At 63.9% G+C, this 16574-nt stretch carries 27 protein-coding genes; all 27 read left to right on the plus strand.

The annotated features are described in order from the left end of the window. Positions 1-284 precede the first annotated feature (284 nt). The 27 genes from rpsL to rplO all read left to right on the plus strand — a co-directional run bounded on the left by rpsL (position 285) and on the right by rplO (position 16562). Positions 285-659, plus strand: a complete 375-nt coding sequence (gene rpsL, locus A4H34_RS05145) for a 30S ribosomal protein S12 (protein ID WP_040322787.1) — start codon at positions 285-287, stop codon at positions 657-659. Next, positions 659-1129 carry a 30S ribosomal protein S7 gene (rpsG, locus tag A4H34_RS05150; RefSeq protein ID WP_009199266.1) on the plus strand — a complete coding sequence of 157 codons (471 nt, stop codon included), beginning with the start codon at positions 659-661 and terminating at the stop codon, positions 1127-1129. The genes rpsL and rpsG overlap by 1 nt, the downstream gene beginning before the upstream one ends. Positions 1130-1186: 57 nt before the next feature. Then, a complete protein-coding gene (gene fusA, locus A4H34_RS05155; protein ID WP_040322785.1) occupies positions 1187-3307 on the plus strand; it encodes an elongation factor G in 2121 nt (706 codons plus the stop codon). A gap of 116 nt (positions 3308-3423) precedes the next feature. Then, on the plus strand, positions 3424-4614 hold the full coding sequence (gene tuf, locus A4H34_RS05160; protein ID WP_040322783.1) for an elongation factor Tu: 1191 nt from the start codon (positions 3424-3426) through the stop codon (positions 4612-4614). Between the two features lie 756 nt (positions 4615-5370). After that, entirely contained in the window at positions 5371-5763 is a 393-nt protein-coding gene (locus A4H34_RS05165) for a cupin domain-containing protein (RefSeq protein ID WP_197480423.1), read from the plus strand. After that, entirely contained in the window at positions 5760-6593 is an 834-nt protein-coding gene (locus tag A4H34_RS05170; protein ID WP_009199261.1) for a class I SAM-dependent methyltransferase, read from the plus strand. The genes A4H34_RS05165 and A4H34_RS05170 overlap by 4 nt, the downstream gene beginning before the upstream one ends. A gap of 358 nt (positions 6594-6951) precedes the next feature. Then, entirely contained in the window at positions 6952-7260 is a 309-nt protein-coding gene (gene rpsJ, locus A4H34_RS05175) for a 30S ribosomal protein S10 (protein WP_009199260.1), read from the plus strand. Between the two features lie 11 nt (positions 7261-7271). Then, positions 7272-7937, plus strand: coding sequence for a 50S ribosomal protein L3 (gene rplC, locus A4H34_RS05180; RefSeq protein ID WP_009199259.1), 666 nt, complete (start codon positions 7272-7274; stop codon positions 7935-7937). A gap of 2 nt (positions 7938-7939) precedes the next feature. Further along, the gene (gene rplD, locus A4H34_RS05185) at positions 7940-8587 is read left to right on the plus strand and encodes a 50S ribosomal protein L4 (RefSeq protein ID WP_009199258.1); all 648 of its coding nucleotides are present in this window, start codon (positions 7940-7942) and stop codon (positions 8585-8587) included. Next, on the plus strand, positions 8584-8895 hold the full coding sequence (rplW, locus tag A4H34_RS05190) for a 50S ribosomal protein L23 (RefSeq protein ID WP_009199257.1): 312 nt from the start codon (positions 8584-8586) through the stop codon (positions 8893-8895). The genes rplD and rplW overlap by 4 nt, the downstream gene beginning before the upstream one ends. A 25-nt stretch (positions 8896-8920) precedes the next feature. Further along, the gene (gene rplB, locus A4H34_RS05195) at positions 8921-9757 is read left to right on the plus strand and encodes a 50S ribosomal protein L2 (protein ID WP_064231293.1); all 837 of its coding nucleotides are present in this window, start codon (positions 8921-8923) and stop codon (positions 9755-9757) included. Between the two features lie 15 nt (positions 9758-9772). Continuing rightward, positions 9773-10054, plus strand: coding sequence for a 30S ribosomal protein S19 (gene rpsS, locus A4H34_RS05200; RefSeq protein ID WP_009199255.1), 282 nt, complete (start codon positions 9773-9775; stop codon positions 10052-10054). A 36-nt stretch (positions 10055-10090) separates the two neighbouring features. Continuing rightward, entirely contained in the window at positions 10091-10468 is a 378-nt protein-coding gene (gene rplV, locus A4H34_RS05205) for a 50S ribosomal protein L22 (protein WP_009199254.1), read from the plus strand. Further along, positions 10468-11265, plus strand: coding sequence for a 30S ribosomal protein S3 (rpsC, locus tag A4H34_RS05210; protein WP_009199253.1), 798 nt, complete (start codon positions 10468-10470; stop codon positions 11263-11265). Before rplV ends, rpsC begins: the two co-directional genes overlap by 1 nt. A 2-nt stretch (positions 11266-11267) precedes the next feature. After that, on the plus strand, positions 11268-11684 hold the full coding sequence (gene rplP / locus A4H34_RS05215; protein WP_064231294.1) for a 50S ribosomal protein L16: 417 nt from the start codon (positions 11268-11270) through the stop codon (positions 11682-11684). Continuing rightward, positions 11684-11914, plus strand: coding sequence for a 50S ribosomal protein L29 (gene rpmC / locus A4H34_RS05220; RefSeq protein ID WP_009199251.1), 231 nt, complete (start codon positions 11684-11686; stop codon positions 11912-11914). Before rplP ends, rpmC begins: the two co-directional genes overlap by 1 nt. Positions 11915-11922: 8 nt before the next feature. Then, the gene (gene rpsQ, locus A4H34_RS05225; protein WP_009199250.1) at positions 11923-12204 is read left to right on the plus strand and encodes a 30S ribosomal protein S17; all 282 of its coding nucleotides are present in this window, start codon (positions 11923-11925) and stop codon (positions 12202-12204) included. Between the two features lie 79 nt (positions 12205-12283). Further along, complete coding sequence (rplN, locus tag A4H34_RS05230; RefSeq protein ID WP_009199249.1) at positions 12284-12652, plus strand: 50S ribosomal protein L14; 369 nt, start codon at positions 12284-12286, stop codon at positions 12650-12652. Further along, positions 12649-13065, plus strand: a complete 417-nt coding sequence (gene rplX / locus A4H34_RS05235) for a 50S ribosomal protein L24 (protein ID WP_040322780.1) — start codon at positions 12649-12651, stop codon at positions 13063-13065. Before rplN ends, rplX begins: the two co-directional genes overlap by 4 nt. After that, entirely contained in the window at positions 13062-13613 is a 552-nt protein-coding gene (rplE, locus tag A4H34_RS05240; RefSeq protein ID WP_009199247.1) for a 50S ribosomal protein L5, read from the plus strand. The genes rplX and rplE overlap by 4 nt, the downstream gene beginning before the upstream one ends. Positions 13614-13616: 3 nt before the next feature. Further along, positions 13617-13802, plus strand: a complete 186-nt coding sequence (locus tag A4H34_RS05245; RefSeq protein ID WP_009199246.1) for a type Z 30S ribosomal protein S14 — start codon at positions 13617-13619, stop codon at positions 13800-13802. Positions 13803-13856: 54 nt separating this feature from the next. After that, positions 13857-14255 carry a 30S ribosomal protein S8 gene (gene rpsH / locus A4H34_RS05250; protein ID WP_040322778.1) on the plus strand — a complete coding sequence of 133 codons (399 nt, stop codon included), beginning with the start codon at positions 13857-13859 and terminating at the stop codon, positions 14253-14255. An 11-nt stretch (positions 14256-14266) separates the two neighbouring features. Beyond that, on the plus strand, positions 14267-14803 hold the full coding sequence (gene rplF / locus A4H34_RS05255) for a 50S ribosomal protein L6 (RefSeq protein WP_009199244.1): 537 nt from the start codon (positions 14267-14269) through the stop codon (positions 14801-14803). Beyond that, on the plus strand, positions 14803-15174 hold the full coding sequence (gene rplR, locus A4H34_RS05260; RefSeq protein WP_009199243.1) for a 50S ribosomal protein L18: 372 nt from the start codon (positions 14803-14805) through the stop codon (positions 15172-15174). Before rplF ends, rplR begins: the two co-directional genes overlap by 1 nt. A 22-nt stretch (positions 15175-15196) precedes the next feature. Next, the gene (rpsE, locus tag A4H34_RS05265; protein ID WP_009199242.1) at positions 15197-15898 is read left to right on the plus strand and encodes a 30S ribosomal protein S5; all 702 of its coding nucleotides are present in this window, start codon (positions 15197-15199) and stop codon (positions 15896-15898) included. Beyond that, positions 15898-16080: a 50S ribosomal protein L30 gene (rpmD, locus tag A4H34_RS05270; protein ID WP_009199241.1), complete on the plus strand. Its 183-nt coding sequence runs from the start codon at positions 15898-15900 to the stop codon at positions 16078-16080. The genes rpsE and rpmD overlap by 1 nt, the downstream gene beginning before the upstream one ends. Further along, a complete protein-coding gene (rplO, locus tag A4H34_RS05275) occupies positions 16080-16562 on the plus strand; it encodes a 50S ribosomal protein L15 (RefSeq protein ID WP_064231295.1) in 483 nt (160 codons plus the stop codon). Before rpmD ends, rplO begins: the two co-directional genes overlap by 1 nt. Positions 16563-16574: the final 12 nt, after the last annotated feature.

Raw genomic sequence — 16574 nt, forward strand, 5'->3', positions numbered from 1 at the left:
CTTTCGGCCGACGCGGCGCTTGGACGCCGCGGACGCACGGGGAGCGCAGCCGCCTGCGCGTCGATTCTGAGGGCCGACCGCACGGCTCGCAAAATCGACGTCGTCGTCGCGGGAATCACAGAGTTGGCAAACGATTTCCTTTGACGTTGTCACTTGCTTGCCGCTAATCTTGTTTAGGTTGCCCACCATACGTGGGTCAGCTGACATGCGTCCCAGCTTTGGGAATGCGCTCGACGTCACCGTCGAAACCTTACGATCAAACGAACTTTTTCAGGAGAAACATAGTGCCCACAATTCAGCAGCTGGTCCGCAAGGGCCGAAGCAGCAAGGTCGGGAAGTCGAAGACCCCGGCGCTCAAGGGTAGCCCCCAGCGCCGAGGCGTCTGCACCCGCGTTTTCACCACGACGCCGAAGAAGCCGAATTCGGCTCTGCGCAAGGTGGCCCGTGTCCGTCTGTCCTCCGGCATCGAGGTCACGGCCTACATTCCCGGCGAGGGGCACAACCTCCAGGAGCACTCCATCGTCCTCGTCCGCGGCGGCCGAGTCCGCGACCTTCCGGGCGTGCGCTACAAGATCGTCCGCGGCGCACTCGACACCCAGGGAGTCAAGAACCGCCAGCAGGCCCGCAGCCGCTACGGTGCGAAGAAGGAGAAGAAGTAATGCCTCGTAAGGGTCCCGCCCGCAAGCGCCCCCTGGTCAACGACCCCGTTTACGGCTCGACGCTCGTCACTCAGCTGGTCAACCGGGTTCTCCTCGACGGCAAGAAGTCGACGGCCCAGCACATCGTGTACGGCGCCCTCGAGGCCGTCGGCGAGAAGTCGGGCCAGGAGCCTCTGGCCGTCCTCAAGCGCGCGATGGACAACATCCGTCCCTCGCTCGAGGTTCGCTCCCGCCGCGTCGGCGGCGCCACCTACCAGGTGCCCGTTGAGGTCAAGTCCGGCCGCGCCACCACCCTCGCGCTCCGCTGGCTTGTCGACTACGCCCGGCAGCGCCGCGAGAAGACCATGACCGAGCGCCTCCTCAACGAGATTCTCGACGCTTCCAACGGCCTGGGCGCCGCGGTCAAGCGCCGCGAAGACACTCACCGAATGGCGGAGTCCAACAGGGCCTTCGCTCACTACCGCTGGTAACGACGCACCGGGAACGGCGCGAAGCGTACATCCCTCAACACAGAAGAGAGCCAAAACGTGGCACAAGATGTGCTGACGGACCTCAGGAAGGTCCGCAACATTGGAATCATGGCGCACATTGACGCGGGCAAAACCACCGTCACTGAGCGAATCCTTTACTACACGGGCATCAATTACAAGATCGGCGAGACGCACGACGGCGCCTCGACCACCGACTGGATGGAGCAGGAGAAGGAGCGCGGCATCACCATTACGTCCGCGGCCGTCACCGCCTTCTGGAAGGGCACCCAGATCAACGTCATCGACACGCCCGGACACGTCGATTTCACGGTCGAGGTCGAGCGCTCCCTGCGCGTGCTCGACGGCGCCGTCGCCGTCTTCGACGGCAAGGAGGGCGTCGAGCCCCAGTCGGAGACCGTCTGGCGCCAGGCCGACAAGTACAACGTCCCGCGCATCTGCTTCATCAACAAGATGGACAAGCTGGGCGCGAATTTCGATTTCTCGGTCCAAACGATCAAGGATCGCCTCCAGGCCACCCCGATCGTCGTGACCTTCCCGATCGGCGTCGAGAACGAGTTCGACGGCGTCGTCGACGTCCTCAAGATGAAGGCCGTCCGCTTCCCCGACACCGACGAAAAGGGCCAGCCCACCAAGGGCATCCTCGTCGTCGAAGAGGACATCCCGGCCGACCTTCTGGACAAGGCGGAGGAGTACCACCTCGAAGCGGTCGAGGCCGCGGCCGAGGCCAACGAGGAACTCATGGAAAAGTACCTCGAAGGCGGCGAGCTCACCCTCGACGAAATCAAGAAGGGCCTGCGCATCCGCACGATCGCCGGCGAGATCTACCCGGTCTTCTGCGGCTCCGCCTATAAGAACAAGGGCGTCCAGCCCATGCTCGACGGCGTTGTGGACTACCTGCCCTCGCCCCTCGACATCCCCGACGTCCCGGGATTCCGCCCCGGACACGAGGACGAGGCCGATTCCCGCAAGGCGAGCGAGAAGGAGCCCTTCGCGGCCCTCGCCTTCAAAATCGCGGTCCATCCCTTCTACGGCAAACTGACCTATATTCGCGTCTACTCCGGCAAAGTGGAGCAGGGCGTCCAGGTGTACAACGCCACGAAGGGCAAGAAGGAGCGCATCGGAAAGATGTTCCAGATGCATTCCAACCGTGAGAACCCCGTGGAGGTCGCGCACGCCGGGCACATCTACGCCTTCGTCGGCCTCAAGGAGACGACGACGGGCGACACTCTGTGCGCCATCGACAAGCCCATCATCCTGGAGTCCATGACCTTCCCGGATCCCGTCATCCACGTGGCGATCGAACCGAGGTCGAAGAACGACCAGGAGAGGCTCTCGACGGCCATCCAGAAGCTGGCTGAAGAGGATCCCACCTTCACCGTCCGCCAGGACGAGGAGACCGGCCAGACCGTCATCGGCGGAATGGGCGAGCTTCACCTCGACATCCTCGTGGATCGGATGAAGCGCGAATTCAAAGTCGACGCGAACGTCGGCGCCCCGATGGTCGCCTACCGCGAAACCATCCGCAAGAAGGTCGACAAGATCGAGTACACGCACAAGAAGCAGACGGGCGGCTCCGGCCAGTTCGCGCGCGTTCTTGTGACGTTCGAGCCCCTCGTCGACGCCGAGGACGGAGCGATCTACGAGTTTGTCAACGCCGTCACCGGCGGACGCGTGCCCCGCGAATACATCCCGTCGGTCGACGCGGGCATTCAAGAGGCCATGCAGTCCGGCGTGCTCGCCGGCTACCCCATGGTGGGGGTCAAGGCGACGCTGGAAGACGGCGCCTACCACGAAGTCGACTCGTCGGAAATGGCCTTCAAGATCGCCGGCAACATGGTGCTCAAGGAGGGCGCGAAGCGCGCCAACCCCGTGCTCCTCGAACCGGTCATGGATGTTGAGGTCCGCACTCCCGAGGAGTACATGGGCGATGTCATCGGCGACCTCAACGCCCGCCGTGGCATGATCAAGTCCATGGAGGACGCGACCGGCGTCAAGATCGTTCGCGCCCTGGTCCCGCTCAGTGAGATGTTCGGATACGTCGGTGATCTCCGCTCCAAGACCCAGGGGCGGGCGGTCTACACGATGCAGATGGACTCTTATGCCGAGGTTCCCAAGAACGTCGCTGACGAGATCATCAAGAAGACCCGGGGCGAGTGACGTCCCAGCGGTCCTGTACAATCAGAAACCGTAAGAAATCAACTTAAGCCGGGTCTGATGCTTCCTGCATCTCACTCACAAGCTGAAAGTCAAACAAGAGTCCCAGGAGGGCCCAAGTGGCAAAGGCCAAGTACGACAAGTCCAAGCCGCACATGAACATCGGCACGATCGGTCACGTCGACCACGGTAAGACGACGCTGACCGCTGCCATCACCAAGGTTCTGGCTGACAAGTACCCGGAGCTGAACGAGTTCACTCCGTTCGACGAAGTCGACAACGCTCCCGAGGAGCGTCAGCGCGGCATCACCATCAACGTCTCCCACGTTGAGTATCAGACCGACAAGCGTCACTACGCTCACGTCGATGCCCCCGGGCACGCCGATTACATCAAGAACATGATCACCGGCGCGGCCCAGATGGACGGCGCCATCCTCGTCGTGGCCGCGACCGACGGCCCGATGGCGCAGACCCGCGAGCACGTTCTGCTCGCCCGCCAGGTCGGCGTTCCCAACCTCATCGTCGCCCTCAACAAGGCCGACATGGTCGACGACGAGGAAATCCTCGAGCTCGTCGAGATGGAGGTCCGCGAGCTCCTCTCCTCGCAGGAGTACGACGGCGACAACATTCCCGTCGTCCGCGTCTCCGCCCTCAAGGCCCTCGACGGCGACGCCGAGTGGGTCAGCTCCATCGAGGAGCTCATGGGCGAAGTCGACAACTACTTCCCGGATCCGGTTCGCGATCTCGACAAGCCGTTCCTCATGCCGATTGAGGACGTCTTCACGATCACCGGCCGTGGAACCGTGGTCACCGGACGCGTCGAGCGCGGTCTGCTCAACGTCAACGAGGAGGTCGAGATCCTCGGCATCCGCCCGACCCAGAAGACCACCGTCACCGGCATCGAGATGTTCCACAAGCAGATGGACCATGCCGACGCCGGCGAGAACTGCGGCCTGCTCCTTCGCGGCACCAAGCGCGAGGAAGTCGAGCGCGGCCAGGTCGTCGCCAAGCCCGGCACGATCACCCCGCACACTAACTTCGAGGCTCAGGTCTACGTTCTGAAGAAGGAAGAGGGCGGCCGTCACAACCCGTTCTTCTCGAACTACCGTCCGCAGTTCTACTTCCGCACCACGGACGTCACCGGCGTCATCACGCTGCCCGAGGGCACCGAGATGGTCATGCCCGGCGACAACACCGAGATGACGGTCGAGCTCATCCAGCCGATCGCCATGGAAGAGGGCCTCGGCTTCGCCATCCGCGAGGGTGGCCGCACGGTCGGCTCCGGACGAGTCACCAAGATCATCAAGTGACCTTCGATCGCTGAGATCGTCAGGCGACATATCGTCAGGCGACGCTCGATCGCCGAGGCCGCAAGCGTCATACGCTCGCCGGGCCATCGGCGACGAGTCGCCGAGGTCGCGTTGGTCGTTTGATCTGACAGGAAGGCCCGCTGCTTAAAGCAGCGGGCCTTCCTCATGCGCTTCTGTCCGGCTCGGGAGTGCGATGTCCGGCTGCTGAAAGGAACCTTCGTCCATACCCGTCGCAGCCAATGCCGCCGACGACTCTCGAACACGAACCTTGACCCACGTTGAACTTGTTAACTCGGACTTCTCAAAGCCATTGAATTGACTTCGACAAAAATTAGTTTATAACCTGAATGTTTTAAGATTTAGGTCTGTAGCTGAATCGCCTTCTCCTTCTGTTTGAATCTTCTTCGTCCCTCGCCTGGGCGTATTCAATTCCCTGTCCGCACTTCATTGTCCGCACTTCATTTGACCTTGCGTTCAAACGACGTTTGGCATTTGCCCGTGCGGCCCGGGTTCCGCGCTCCCCGCTGAGTCCGACTTGTTGCTCGAATCGCGTTTGGCCTCTGTTCAAGAATGCTTGGCCCCATGACCCGACTGAGTTTGACTTGCCGTCGCCTTTCGTCTTCCTTCGCCGAGGCGTTGCTTCAACGTTCCCGCAGGCCGTGGCGATGTTCACGGTATGAAAGCGTGGAGCCTCCCCTCGGAAGCAGTATGATGGTTTACGTAACACTGAACTTGCGTAACTCAATTGGAGCAACGATGCCTACAACGCCCGTCGCCGAATCGGCCTTTCTCACGGGTATCTTCGACAAACTGCCCATCCTGGAGGCGGCCACCACCTCGCGAGTCGTCGTCAACAACGCCGTCCTGCGCCACGTCGTCTTTAGTTTTGACGCGGGCCAGGTGCTCACGGAGCACGCCTCTCCCCGGGCCGTCGTCGTCCAGCTGCTGAGCGGCAAGATGCGTTTCCGGGTCGGCGACGTGACGCACGATTTGACCGGAGGCGACGTCGTCTACTTGGCGCCGGGGGACAGGCATGCACTCGAGGCACTTGACCCCTGCTACATGGCTCTCACGCTCGTCGACGTCGAGAACACCGCCTACGCCGCGAAAGAGATCCTGGATCGGCCCGCGGAAGAGGCGAAAAAGTGAGCGACGGGGCCCGCACAGGCCGTCCCGACGCTGACGGCGCCCGCGGAAGCCGCTCCGGTCCGGAGGAAAAGAGGCTCCAAGGCCACTGGCTACTGGCGAAAATGGGCAAGCGCGTGCTTCGGCCCGGCGGCATTGAGCTGACACGCAGAGTCATCAAGGCGGCACGGCCGGCGAAGGAGGACAGGATCGTCGAATTCGGCCCCGGCGTGGGAAAGACGGCTGAAATCCTCCTGGCTGCGGAACCGAAGGAGTACGTCGGCGTCGACCCGAACAAGGAGGGCACGCAGCAGCTGCTTGAGACCATCTCGAAACACGGGCAAGCGCGATTGCAGCAGGCGGACGCCAAAAACACGGGACTGCCCGACGGCTCGGCCGACCTCGTCGTCGGCGAGGCGATGCTCACGATGCAGTCAGACGAAGACAAGCTCGCCATCATGCGCGAGGCGTTCCGGATTCTCGCCCCCAAAGGCCGATACGCCATCCATGAGCTGGGGTTCTGCCCGGACGACGTCCCCGAAGACGTCGTACATGACGTTTCGCGCGCGCTGTCGCGGACGATAAAGGTCGGCGCCAGGCCTCTGACAGCCGCCGGGTGGAAGCGGCTGCTCGAAGAAGCGGGTTTCCAGGTCGAGTACACCGACGCCAATCCGATGATGCTCCTGGAGGCCAAGCGCCTCGTGGCCGACGAGGGATTCTTCGGGGCGCTGCGATTCTTTTTCAACGTCGTCAGGAACAAGGCCGCGAGAGAACGAATCAAAGCCATGCGGGGCGTGTTCCGCGCCCACAAGGAAAACATCAACGCCGTTGGCTTCGTCGCTCGCAAACCCTAGAGGCGTACCGAGATGTCCCGGGTATTTCGGCTGCCCGAGCGGGGGCCGTACGGCCCCCGCGCAAAAGGCAGGCAAGAGCGGGCGTGGCGAGGCATGAGGCACGACGTCGCATTTAAAAGTGCTCTTCTGTCGCGTAGGCCACTATTGAAATGGTCGGCTTGCGGCAGCCGCTGAAATGCTGGCATACTGAACAAGTTGCCCGGGCTGACCGGGCCATGAACTTCGTCGGGAATTGGCCCCCGACGTGTGACAAGGGTTCGTCGTAATCTGCATAGGGCTTCGTCATCGCGGTGATCGTACGCGACACGCCCGGGTGCGGGGACCGGCGATCACCGAGGTAGAAAGAGGTTACGACGGCATGGCAGGACAGAAGATCCGCATCCGCCTGAAGTCATACGACCACGAGGTCATTGACAACGCGGCGAAAAAGCTTGTCGACGAAGTGACGCGCACAGGCGCGACGGTTGTTGGCCCCGTGCCGCTTCCGACCGAGAAGAACGTCTTCTGCGTCATTCGTTCGCCCCACAAGTATAAGGACAGCCGCGAGCACTTCGAGATGCGCACCCACAAGCGGCTCATCGACATCGTCGATCCGACCCTGAAGACCATCGACACGCTTCGCCGTCTCGACCTTCCGGCGGATGTGAACGTGGAAATCAAGCTCTGAGGTAACGCATCATGAATTCCAAGCAAACCGCTGTCGACGCGCCGGTCAAGGCGTTGCTCGGCACCAAGCTGGGAATGACCCAGCTGTGGGACGAGGCAGGCCGCGTCGTTCCCATCACCGTTGTGCGCGTCGGCACGAATGTCGTGACCCAGATCCGCACCCCCGAAACCGACGGCTATTCGGCCGTTCAGCTGGCCTCCGGCGAGCTGAAGACCAAGAACGTGACAAAGCCGCTTCAGGGCCACTTCGACAAGGCCGGAGTCGCCCCCCGTCGCAAGCTCGCTGAAATTCGCACATCCGACGCCGCCGAGTACGAACTCGGCCAGGAGCTCACCGCCGACCTGTTCGAGGCCGGGCAGAAGGTCGATGTCATCGGCACGTCCAAGGGCAAGGGCTTCGCGGGAGTCATGAAGCGCCACGGGTTCTCCGGCGTTTCCGCCTCGCACGGCGCCCACCGCAACCACCGCAAGCCCGGCTCAATCGGCGCTTGCGCCACGCCGTCGCGCGTCTTCCGCGGCCTCCGCATGGCCGGCCGGATGGGCAAGGACCGCGTGACAGTCCTCAATCTTCCCGTCCACGCCGTCGACGTCGAGAAGGGCATCATCCTTCTGGCCGGCGCCGTCCCCGGAAACAAGGGCGGAACCGTCGTGGTCCGCACCGCCGTGAAGGGAGCCTGAACATGACGCAGTCCCTCAATGCAGACGTCTACGACGTCACCGGCAAGGTCACGGGCAGCTTCGAGCTTCCCGCCGAGCTTTTCGACGTCGAAGTCAACATCCCCCTCATTCACCAGGTCGTCAACGCCCAGCTGGCAGCGGCCCGCCAAGGCACGCATTCGACGAAGACCCGAGGCGAAGTCTCCGGCGGAGGCAAGAAGCCGTTCAAGCAGAAGGGCACCGGCCGCGCGCGCCAGGGATCGATTCGCGCTCCGCAGTTCACGGGAGGCGGCACCGTCCACGGACCCAAGCCCCGCGACTACTCGCAGCGCACCCCCAAGAAGATGATCGCCGCGGCGCTGTGCCAGTCCCTTTCGGACCGCGCGCGCAACGGACGCATTCACGTGGTCGAGGCCTTCCTTGAGGGCGAAAAGCCCTCCACCAAGGCCGCCCTCGGCCTGCTGCGCAAGGTGATCGACGACCGTGCGGCGCTCGTGGCGGTTTCCCGCGGCGATGATCTGACGAGGCTTTCGCTGCGCAACGCCCCCGAGGCGTCGGTGATCTTCGTCGATCAGCTCAACAGTTACGACGTCCTCGTGGCAGACGACGTCGTCTTCACCGAGTCGGCTCTCACCGAGTACGTCTCGAAGAACGGCAAGGAGGAGAAGTGACCGAGGCAAGCTTCTGGAACAAGCGTCCGCACGACGTCATCCTCGCGCCCGTCGCGTCGGAGAAGTCGGCTCGGCTCGAGGACGAAGGCAAGTACGTCTTCTTCGTCGATCCCCGTGCGTCCAAGACCGAGATCAAGCAGGCCGTCGAGGCCATCTTTGACGTGAAGGTCGCCTCTGTGAACACCCAGAATCGTCAGGGGAAGGCCCGCCGCACCCGCAACGGCGTCGGCCGTCGCAAGAACACCAAGCGCGCGATCATCTCGCTGCGCGAGGGCTCGATCGACATTTACGGCGACGTGGTCGGCTGACCGGAAAGATTGAGGATCGAAATTCATGGGAATTCGTAAGTACAAGCCGACGACCCCCGGCCGTCGCGGTGCGAGCGTCGCCGACTTCGCCGAGATCACCCGGTCGAAGCCGGAGAAGTCGCTGCTGCGCCCGCTGCACAAGACCGGCGGCCGCAACAACACCGGCCGCATCACGACCAGGCACAAGGGCGGCGGCCACAAGCGCCAATACCGCATCATCGACTTCAGGCGTTGGGACAAGGACGGCGTGCCCGCGAAGGTCGCGCACATCGAATACGACCCGAACCGCACGGCCCGCATCGCCCTTCTGCACTACGTCGACGGCGAGAAGCGCTACATCGTCGCGCCGAAGAATCTGCGTCAGGGCGACTTCATCGAGAACGGCCCGAATGCGGACATCAAGCCCGGCAACAACCTTCCGCTGCGGAACATCCCCGTCGGCACCACGGTGTACTGCGTGGAGCTCCGCCCCCTCGGCGGCGCCAAGATCGGCCGTTCGGCGGGGACGTCGGTTCAGCTGGTCGCCCGCGAAGGCAAGTACGCGCAGCTGCGCATGCCTTCCGGCGAAATCCGCAACGTCGATTCTCGCTGCCGCGCATCCGTCGGCGAAGTCGGAAACGCCGAGCAGTCCAACATCAACTGGGGCAAGGCTGGCCGCAAACGCTGGAAGGGCGTCCGCCCGACCGTCCGCGGCGTCGTCATGAACCCCGTTGACCACCCGCACGGCGGCGGCGAAGGCAAGACCTCCGGCGGCCGCCACCCAGTCAGTCCGTGGGGCAAGCCCGAGGGCCGCACCCGGCGTCCAAAGAAGGCTAGCGACAAGCTCATTGTGCGCCGTCGCAAGACCGGCAACAAGCGCTAAGAGAGGATGAGCTGAATGCCGCGCAGTCTGAAGAAAGGCCCCTTCGTCGACGATCACCTTCAGAAGAAGGTCGACGAGCAGAACGAGAAGGGCACGAAGAACGTCATCAAGACCTGGTCCCGTCGGTCGGTCATCACCCCCGACTTCCTGGGTCACACCTTTGCCGTGCACGACGGCCGCAAGCACGTCCCGGTGTTCGTCACCGAGTCGATGGTCGGCCACAAGCTCGGCGAGTTCGCCCCGACCCGCACCTTCCGCGGGCACGAGAAGGACGACCGTAAAGGCCGACGTCGCTGAGGCGCCGCCAACGAGCAGAGAAAGTAAGGCAGAAACATGGAAGCCAAGGCGCAGGCACGTTTCGTGCGCGTCACGCCCCAGAAGGCCCGCCGCGTCGTGAACGTCATCCGCGGCAAGCGCGCTCTGGACGCCGTCGACGTGCTGCGATTCGCACCTCAGGGGGCGGCCGAACCCGTCCGAAAGTTAGTCGAGTCGGCGATCGCCAACGCTCAATACCTGGCCGATCAGGCCGGCGAGCGTTTCGACGCCGAGGACCTCTACATCCAGGCGATCTACGCCGACGAGGGTCCCACGATGAAGCGCATCCAGCCTCGTGCACAGGGGCGCGCCAACCGTATCCTCAAAAGGACCAGCCATATTACCGTCGTTGTCGGCGACGAAGTCGCCGCTCGGAAGAAGGGGAGGACCCGCTAGTGGGCCAGAAGGTCAACCCGACCGGGTTCCGACTCGGAATAACCACCGACCACCGCTCGAAGTGGTTCGCTGACTCGAACAAGCCGGGCCAGCGCTACGCAGACTTCGTTCGCGAAGACATCCAGATCCGGCGGATGATCGAGAAGACCCTCGACCGCGCCGGCATTTCGCGCGTCAACATTGAGCGCCGCGCCGAGCGCGTCGTCGTGGACATTCACACCGCGCGCCCCGGAATCGTCATCGGACGCCGCGGCGCCGAGGCGGACCGCCTCCGCGCCGACCTCGAGAAGCTGACGGGCAAGGCCATTCAGCTCAACATCCTCGAGGTGAAGAACCCGGAGGCCGACGCGCAGCTCGTCGCACAGGGAATCGCCGAACAGCTTGCCTCGCGAGTCTCTTTCCGCCGCGCGATGCGCAAGGGCATCCAGTCCGCCGAGCGCGCGGGCGCCAAGGGCATTCGCGTCCAGTGCTCAGGCCGCCTCGGCGGCGCCGAGATGTCGCGCTCGGAATTTTACCGCGAAGGCCGCGTGCCCCTGCATACGCTTCGCGCCAACATCGACTACGGCTTCTACGAGGCCCGCACCACCTTCGGCCGCATCGGCGTGAAAGTGTGGATCTATCGCGGCGACGTCACAGACGCGGAGTACTACCGCTCGCTCGCCGAATCGCCTCGCGGCCGCGGCCGCGGGGACCGCCGCGGCGGTCCCCGCCGCGAACGCCAGGGCCGCGGAAACCGCCAGCAGCAGGCGGCCGCCGCCCCCGCAGCGGAGCCGACGACCACAGGATCGGAGGCCTGATCATGCTGATTCCTCGTCGCACCAAGTGGCGCAAGCAGCACCGTCCCACTCGCAGCGGCCTGTCGAAGGGCGGCACGAGGCTGGCCTTCGGCTCCTACGGAATCCAGGCGCTCGAACCCGCCTATGTGACCAACAGGCAGATCGAGGCGGCTCGTATCGCCATGACCCGTCACGTCAAGCGCGGCGGCAAGATCTGGATCAACATCTTCCCGGACCGTCCTTTGACCAAGAAGGCACTCGGCTTGCGAATGGGTTCGGGCAAGGGCCCTGTAGAAACGTGGGTGGCCAACGTCAAACCTGGTCGCATCATGTTCGAAATGGACGGCGTCTCCGAAGAGCTTGCCCGCGAGGCCATGCTTCGCGCGATGCACAAGCTGCCCATGAAGACCCGTTTTGTCACCCGTGAGGAGGGGGAGTGATGGCCAAGGGAATCACAACCGAAGAGCTCGATGCCCTGACTGATGCCGAGCTCCTCGAAAAGCTTAAGGAAGCGAAGGAAGAGCTGTTCAATCTGCGCTTCTCAGCGGTGACCCACCGCCTTGAAGACAGCGGCCGGCTCAAGGAAGTCCGTCGCGACATCGCTCGCATCTACACGGTCAAGCGTGAGCGCGAGCTCGGAACCCGCACCGCGCCAGCGGCTGAGAAGTGAGGTAAGAAGTGAGCGAGCAGAACAAGGGCGAAGCTCCGGTCCGCGCCCACCGCAAGGTGCAGCGGGGCTACGTCGTGAGCGACAAGATGGACAAAACCGTCATCGTCGAGGTCGAAGACCGCCGTAAGCACCCGCTCTACGGCAAGGTCATCACCCACACCAGGCGCGTCAAGGCGCACGACGAAAACAACGAGGTGCACGTGGGCGATCTCGTTCGCATCATGGAGACGAGGCCGTTGAGCGCGACCAAGCACTTCCGCGTGGTCGAGATCATCGAGAAGGCCAAGTGACCCCCGAGGCCACCCAAACCCCATCCGTTCGGCAAGGCTCGCACAGCGAGAACCGGCGCGACGACAGGAGAAATAACACATGATCCAGCAGGAGACGCGGCTCGGCGTCGCCGACAACACCGGTGCGAAGGAAATCCTCTGCATCCGCGTGCTCGGCGGCTCAGGCCGGCGCTACGCGGGAATTGGCGACACGATCGTCGCCACCGTCAAGGATGCGATCCCTGGCGGAAACGTCAAGAAGGGCGACGTCGTCAAGGCCGTCGTCGTCCGCGCGAGGAAAGAGACCCGCCGTCAGGACGGCTCGTACATCCGCTTCGATGAGAACGCGGCCGTGCTGCTCAAGAACGACGGCGAGCCTCGCGGCACGCGCATCTTCGGCCCCGTCGGCCGCGAGCTGCGCGAAAAGAAGTTCATGCGAATCGTTTCGTTGGCACCGGAGGTGATCTGATGGCCAAGATCAAGAAAGGCGATCTCGTCCAGGTGATCGCCGGGCGTACCTCGAACTCGAAGAAGATCGAGGAGCGCAATGCGCGCCGGGCCGAGCTCGGCCTGGATCCGATCGAGCCGGGCGACCGGGGCAAGCAGGGCGTCGTCCTGTCGGTCCTCGGGGACCGCGTCATCGTCGAGGGAATCAACCGCGTCAAGAAGCACGTCAAGGCGAGTCAGAACCAGCGGGGAGGGTCTGCAGGCGGCATCGAAACCGTCGAGGCCCCCATCCACATTTCCAAGGTCGCCCTCGTCGGCCCCGACAAGAAGCCCATTCGCGTCGGCCACCGCGAGGTCGAAGTCGAGCGTGACGGACGCACGAAGATCATGCGCGAGCGCATCGGCCGCCGCGGCGGTAAGGAGATTGAGCTGTGAGCGACGCACCGCGCCTGAAGGCGAAGTATCTCAAAGACATCGTTCCGTCCCTGACCACGGAGTTCAAGTACTCCAACCCGCACCAGGTTCCCAAGCTCGAAAAGATCGTGGTGAACATGGGCGTCGGCGAGGCGGCGCGCGATTCCAAGGTCCTCGAGGGGGCCGTCGCCGACATGGCGATCATCACCGGTCAAAAGCCGCAGATCACCAAGGCCAAGAAGTCCATCGCCCAGTTCAAGCTGCGCGAAGGCCAGGCGATCGGCTGTTTCGTAACCCTGCGCGGCGATCGCATGTGGGAGTTCCTTGACCGCCTGCTCTCGACCGCCCTTCCGCGCATTCGCGATTTCCGGGGACTTTCTCCCAAGCAGTTTGACGGCCACGGCAACTACACCTTCGGCCTGACCGAACAGACCGTGTTCCACGAGATCGACATGGACAAGATCGACCGGGTTCGCGGCATGGACATCACCGTCGTCACGACGGCCAAGACCAACGACGAAGGCCGCTCCCTTCTGCGCCTTCTCGGTTTTCCCTTTAAGGAGGCCTGACGCATGGCGAAGACTGCGCTCAAGCAAAAGCAAGCCCGGAAGCCGAAGTTCGGCGTTCGCGCCTACACCCGATGCAACCGATGCGGCCGCCCGAAGGCCGTGTACCGCAAATTCGGCCTGTGCCGGGTTTGCCTTCGCGAGCTCGCCCTGCGCGGCGAACTCCCGGGTATCAAGAAGTCCAGCTGGTAAGCACTACGTCGCAGGTCCGGAAGGGAAACCGCGACGGGGAAGGGCACACGCCCAATGTCAATGACTGACCCAATCGCAGACATGCTGACGCGTCTGCGCAACGCCAACTCGGCGTTTCACGAGTCGGTGTCGATGCCTTACTCGAAGCTCAAGGCGCATATCGCCGAGATCCTCGAGCGCGAAGGCTACATCGCCGGATTCGGCGTCGAGGAAGCGAAGGTGGGCAAGACGCTCACCCTCAATCTGAAGTACGGATCGAACCGTGAGCGCGCGCTCGCCGGCCTTCGGCGCATTTCGAAGCCTGGCCTGCGCGTTTACGCGAAGTCCACCAATCTGCCCAAGGTTCTCGGTGGCCTCGGCGTCGCGATTCTTTCGACGTCCTCCGGCCTGCTGACGGACCGCGAGGCCAAGGACAAGGGCGTCGGCGGGGAAGTCCTCGCCTACGTCTGGTGACGGGAGGAAAAATGTCGCGCATTGGCAAACAGCCCGTCCAGGTCCCTTCCGGCGTCGAGGTGACAATCGACGGCCGCCATGTCACGGTCAAGGGGCCGAAGGGCACGCTCGAGCACACGGTCGCCGAGCCCATCGCGGTCTCCTTCGACGACGGCCTCATTTCGGTCACGAGGCCCGACGACGAGCGCAAGTCGCGCTCGCTCCACGGCCTGACCCGCACGCTCATCGACAACATGGTTGTCGGAGTGACGCAGGGGTACTCGAAGGCCATGGAGATCGTCGGAACCGGGTACCGCGTGGTGGCCAAGGGATCGAACCTCGAGTTCTCGCTGGGCTACTCGCACACGATCGTCGTTTCGGCGCCCGAGGGAATCACCTTCGCGGTCGAGTCTCCGACGAAGTTTTCCGTGAACGGAATCAACAAGCAGCAGGTCGGCGAGGTCGCGGCCAACATTCGCAAGCTGCGCAAGCCCGAGCCTTACAAGGGCAAGGGCGTGCGCTACGCCGACGAGAACGTGCGCCGCAAGGCCGGAAAGGCTGGTAAGTGATGGCTGTCACCGTCAAAGGCAAGGGGAAGTTCCTCGCTCGCAAGCGCCGCCACTTCCGCGTCCGCAAGAAGGTTGTGGGCACGCCCTCGCGTCCGCGTCTCGTGGTCAGCCGGTCGAATCGCCACATGCTTGCGCAGGTCGTCGACGACTCCGTCGGCCGCACTCTGGCCGCGGCATCGACTTACGAAGCCGAGCTTCGCAGCGACGACGGCACGAAGGCGGACAAAGCGCGCAAGGTCGGCGAACTCGTCGCCAAGCGCGCCCTGGAAGCCGGAATCAGCTCGGTGGTCTTTGACCGCGGAGGCAACAAGTACCACGGCCGCGTCGCCGCTGTGGCCGAAGGCGCCCGCGCCGCCGGGCTGACCCTGTGAGACTGGCGAAAGAGGTGTACTGATGGCTGCACAGCAGCGTGGTCGGGGAGCTAACCCCGACGAGAACAACAACGGTGAGCGCCGCGGGCGCCGCGGCGAGCGTCGCGGCGAGCGCCGGGATCGCCGGTCCGAAGAGAAGAACGCGTACATCGAGCGCGTCGTGACGATCAACCGCGTGGCCAAGACAGTCAAGGGCGGACGCCGGATGTCCTTCACGGCTCTCGTCATCGTCGGTGACGGGAACGGCACCGTCGGCGTGGGCTACGGGAAAGCGAAGGAAGTGCCCTCGGCCATCGCCAAGGGCACGGAGGAAGCCAAGAAGAACTTCTTCAAGGTTCCCCGAATCGGCTCGACCATTCCGCACCTGGTCCAGGGCGAGGACGCCGCAGGCATCGTGCTTCTGCGCCCGGCTTCCCCCGGAACGGGCGTCATCGCGGGCGGCCCGGTTCGCGCGCTCATGGAGTGCGCAGGCATTCACGACGTTCTGAGCAAGTCGCTCGGCTCGTCCAACGCGATCAACATCGTCCACGCGGCGGTCGCGGCCCTCAAGGATCTCGAACAGCCCGAGTCCGTCGCGGCGCGCCGAGGCCTTCCCCTGGAGCGCGTCGCCCCGGAGTCGATGTTGCGAGCCCGCGCCGAAGCCGAGGCCAAGGCGCGATCAGAGAAGGAGGCCGAGGCCGTCAAGGCTGAGAACGAGGCCGCCGCCGCAGGAGTTGGTGCGTGATGGCACAGCTGAAAATCACACAGGTCAAGTCCGCCATCGGCGGCAGGCAGAACCAGAAGGACACCCTTCGCACGCTCGGTCTGCGCCGCATCGGCCAGTCCGTGGTTCGCGAGGACCGCCCCGAGGTTCTCGGCGCCATCCGCACCGTTGCCCATCTCGTCAAAGTGGAGGAGGTCGACTGATGTCCACGAAGAAGGCATCGAAGAAAGCAGCCGCCCCTGAGGGCGTCCTGAAGATCCACCACCTTCGCCCCGCTCCCGGATCGAACAAGGCCAAGACCCGCGTGGGACGCGGCGAGGGCTCGAAGGGCAAGACCGCGGGTCGCGGAACCAAGGGCACGAAGGCCCGCTACCAGGTTCCCGCTCGTTTTGAGGGCGGCCAAATGCCGATCCACATGCGGCTTCCGAAGCTGCGCGGATTCAAGAATCCGTTCCGCGTCGAGTACCAAGTGGTCAACGTCGGCGCGCTGAGCGAGCTTTTCCCCGAGGGCGGCAAGGTGACCGTCGAAGACCTCGTCGCCAAGGGCGCGGTTCGCGACAAGCACCTCGTCAAGGTCCTGGGGACCGGCGACTTGGCCGTCAAGCTCGACGTCCGAGTCGACGCCTGGTCGGGATCTGCAAAGGAAAAGATCGAAGCGGCCGGCGGAAGCATCGCCGCTCGCTGAACAAACGGGAAT

This window comes from Peptidiphaga gingivicola (assembly GCF_001652275.1).
GTDB classification, from domain to species: Bacteria; Actinomycetota; Actinomycetes; order Actinomycetales; family Actinomycetaceae; genus Peptidiphaga; species Peptidiphaga gingivicola.

Excerpts from the sequence above, each read along its gene's own strand:
- rplC (WP_009199259.1), top strand. The coding sequence starts at position 7,272 with ATGAATTCCAAGCAAACCGCTGTCGACGCGCCGGTCAAGGCGTTGCTC.
- A4H34_RS05165 (WP_197480423.1), top strand. The coding sequence starts at position 5,371 with ATGCCTACAACGCCCGTCGCCGAATCGGCCTTTCTCACGGGTATCTTC.
- rplN (WP_009199249.1), top strand. The coding sequence starts at position 12,284 with ATGATCCAGCAGGAGACGCGGCTCGGCGTCGCCGACAACACCGGTGCG.
- rplF (WP_009199244.1), top strand. The coding sequence starts at position 14,267 with ATGTCGCGCATTGGCAAACAGCCCGTCCAGGTCCCTTCCGGCGTCGAG.
- rpmD (WP_009199241.1), top strand. The coding sequence starts at position 15,898 with ATGGCACAGCTGAAAATCACACAGGTCAAGTCCGCCATCGGCGGCAGG.
- rpsS (WP_009199255.1), top strand. The coding sequence starts at position 9,773 with ATGCCGCGCAGTCTGAAGAAAGGCCCCTTCGTCGACGATCACCTTCAG.
- rpsG (WP_009199266.1), top strand. The coding sequence starts at position 659 with ATGCCTCGTAAGGGTCCCGCCCGCAAGCGCCCCCTGGTCAACGACCCC.
- rplO (WP_064231295.1), top strand. The coding sequence starts at position 16,080 with ATGTCCACGAAGAAGGCATCGAAGAAAGCAGCCGCCCCTGAGGGCGTC.
- rplD (WP_009199258.1), top strand. The coding sequence starts at position 7,940 with ATGACGCAGTCCCTCAATGCAGACGTCTACGACGTCACCGGCAAGGTC.
- rpmC (WP_009199251.1), top strand. The coding sequence starts at position 11,684 with ATGGCCAAGGGAATCACAACCGAAGAGCTCGATGCCCTGACTGATGCC.
- A4H34_RS05245 (WP_009199246.1), top strand. The coding sequence starts at position 13,617 with ATGGCGAAGACTGCGCTCAAGCAAAAGCAAGCCCGGAAGCCGAAGTTC.
- rpsE (WP_009199242.1), top strand. The coding sequence starts at position 15,197 with ATGGCTGCACAGCAGCGTGGTCGGGGAGCTAACCCCGACGAGAACAAC.
- rpsJ (WP_009199260.1), top strand. The coding sequence starts at position 6,952 with ATGGCAGGACAGAAGATCCGCATCCGCCTGAAGTCATACGACCACGAG.
- rplP (WP_064231294.1), top strand. The coding sequence starts at position 11,268 with ATGCTGATTCCTCGTCGCACCAAGTGGCGCAAGCAGCACCGTCCCACT.
- rplR (WP_009199243.1), top strand. The coding sequence starts at position 14,803 with ATGGCTGTCACCGTCAAAGGCAAGGGGAAGTTCCTCGCTCGCAAGCGC.
- rpsH (WP_040322778.1), top strand. The coding sequence starts at position 13,857 with ATGTCAATGACTGACCCAATCGCAGACATGCTGACGCGTCTGCGCAAC.
- rplB (WP_064231293.1), top strand. The coding sequence starts at position 8,921 with ATGGGAATTCGTAAGTACAAGCCGACGACCCCCGGCCGTCGCGGTGCG.
- rplV (WP_009199254.1), top strand. The coding sequence starts at position 10,091 with ATGGAAGCCAAGGCGCAGGCACGTTTCGTGCGCGTCACGCCCCAGAAG.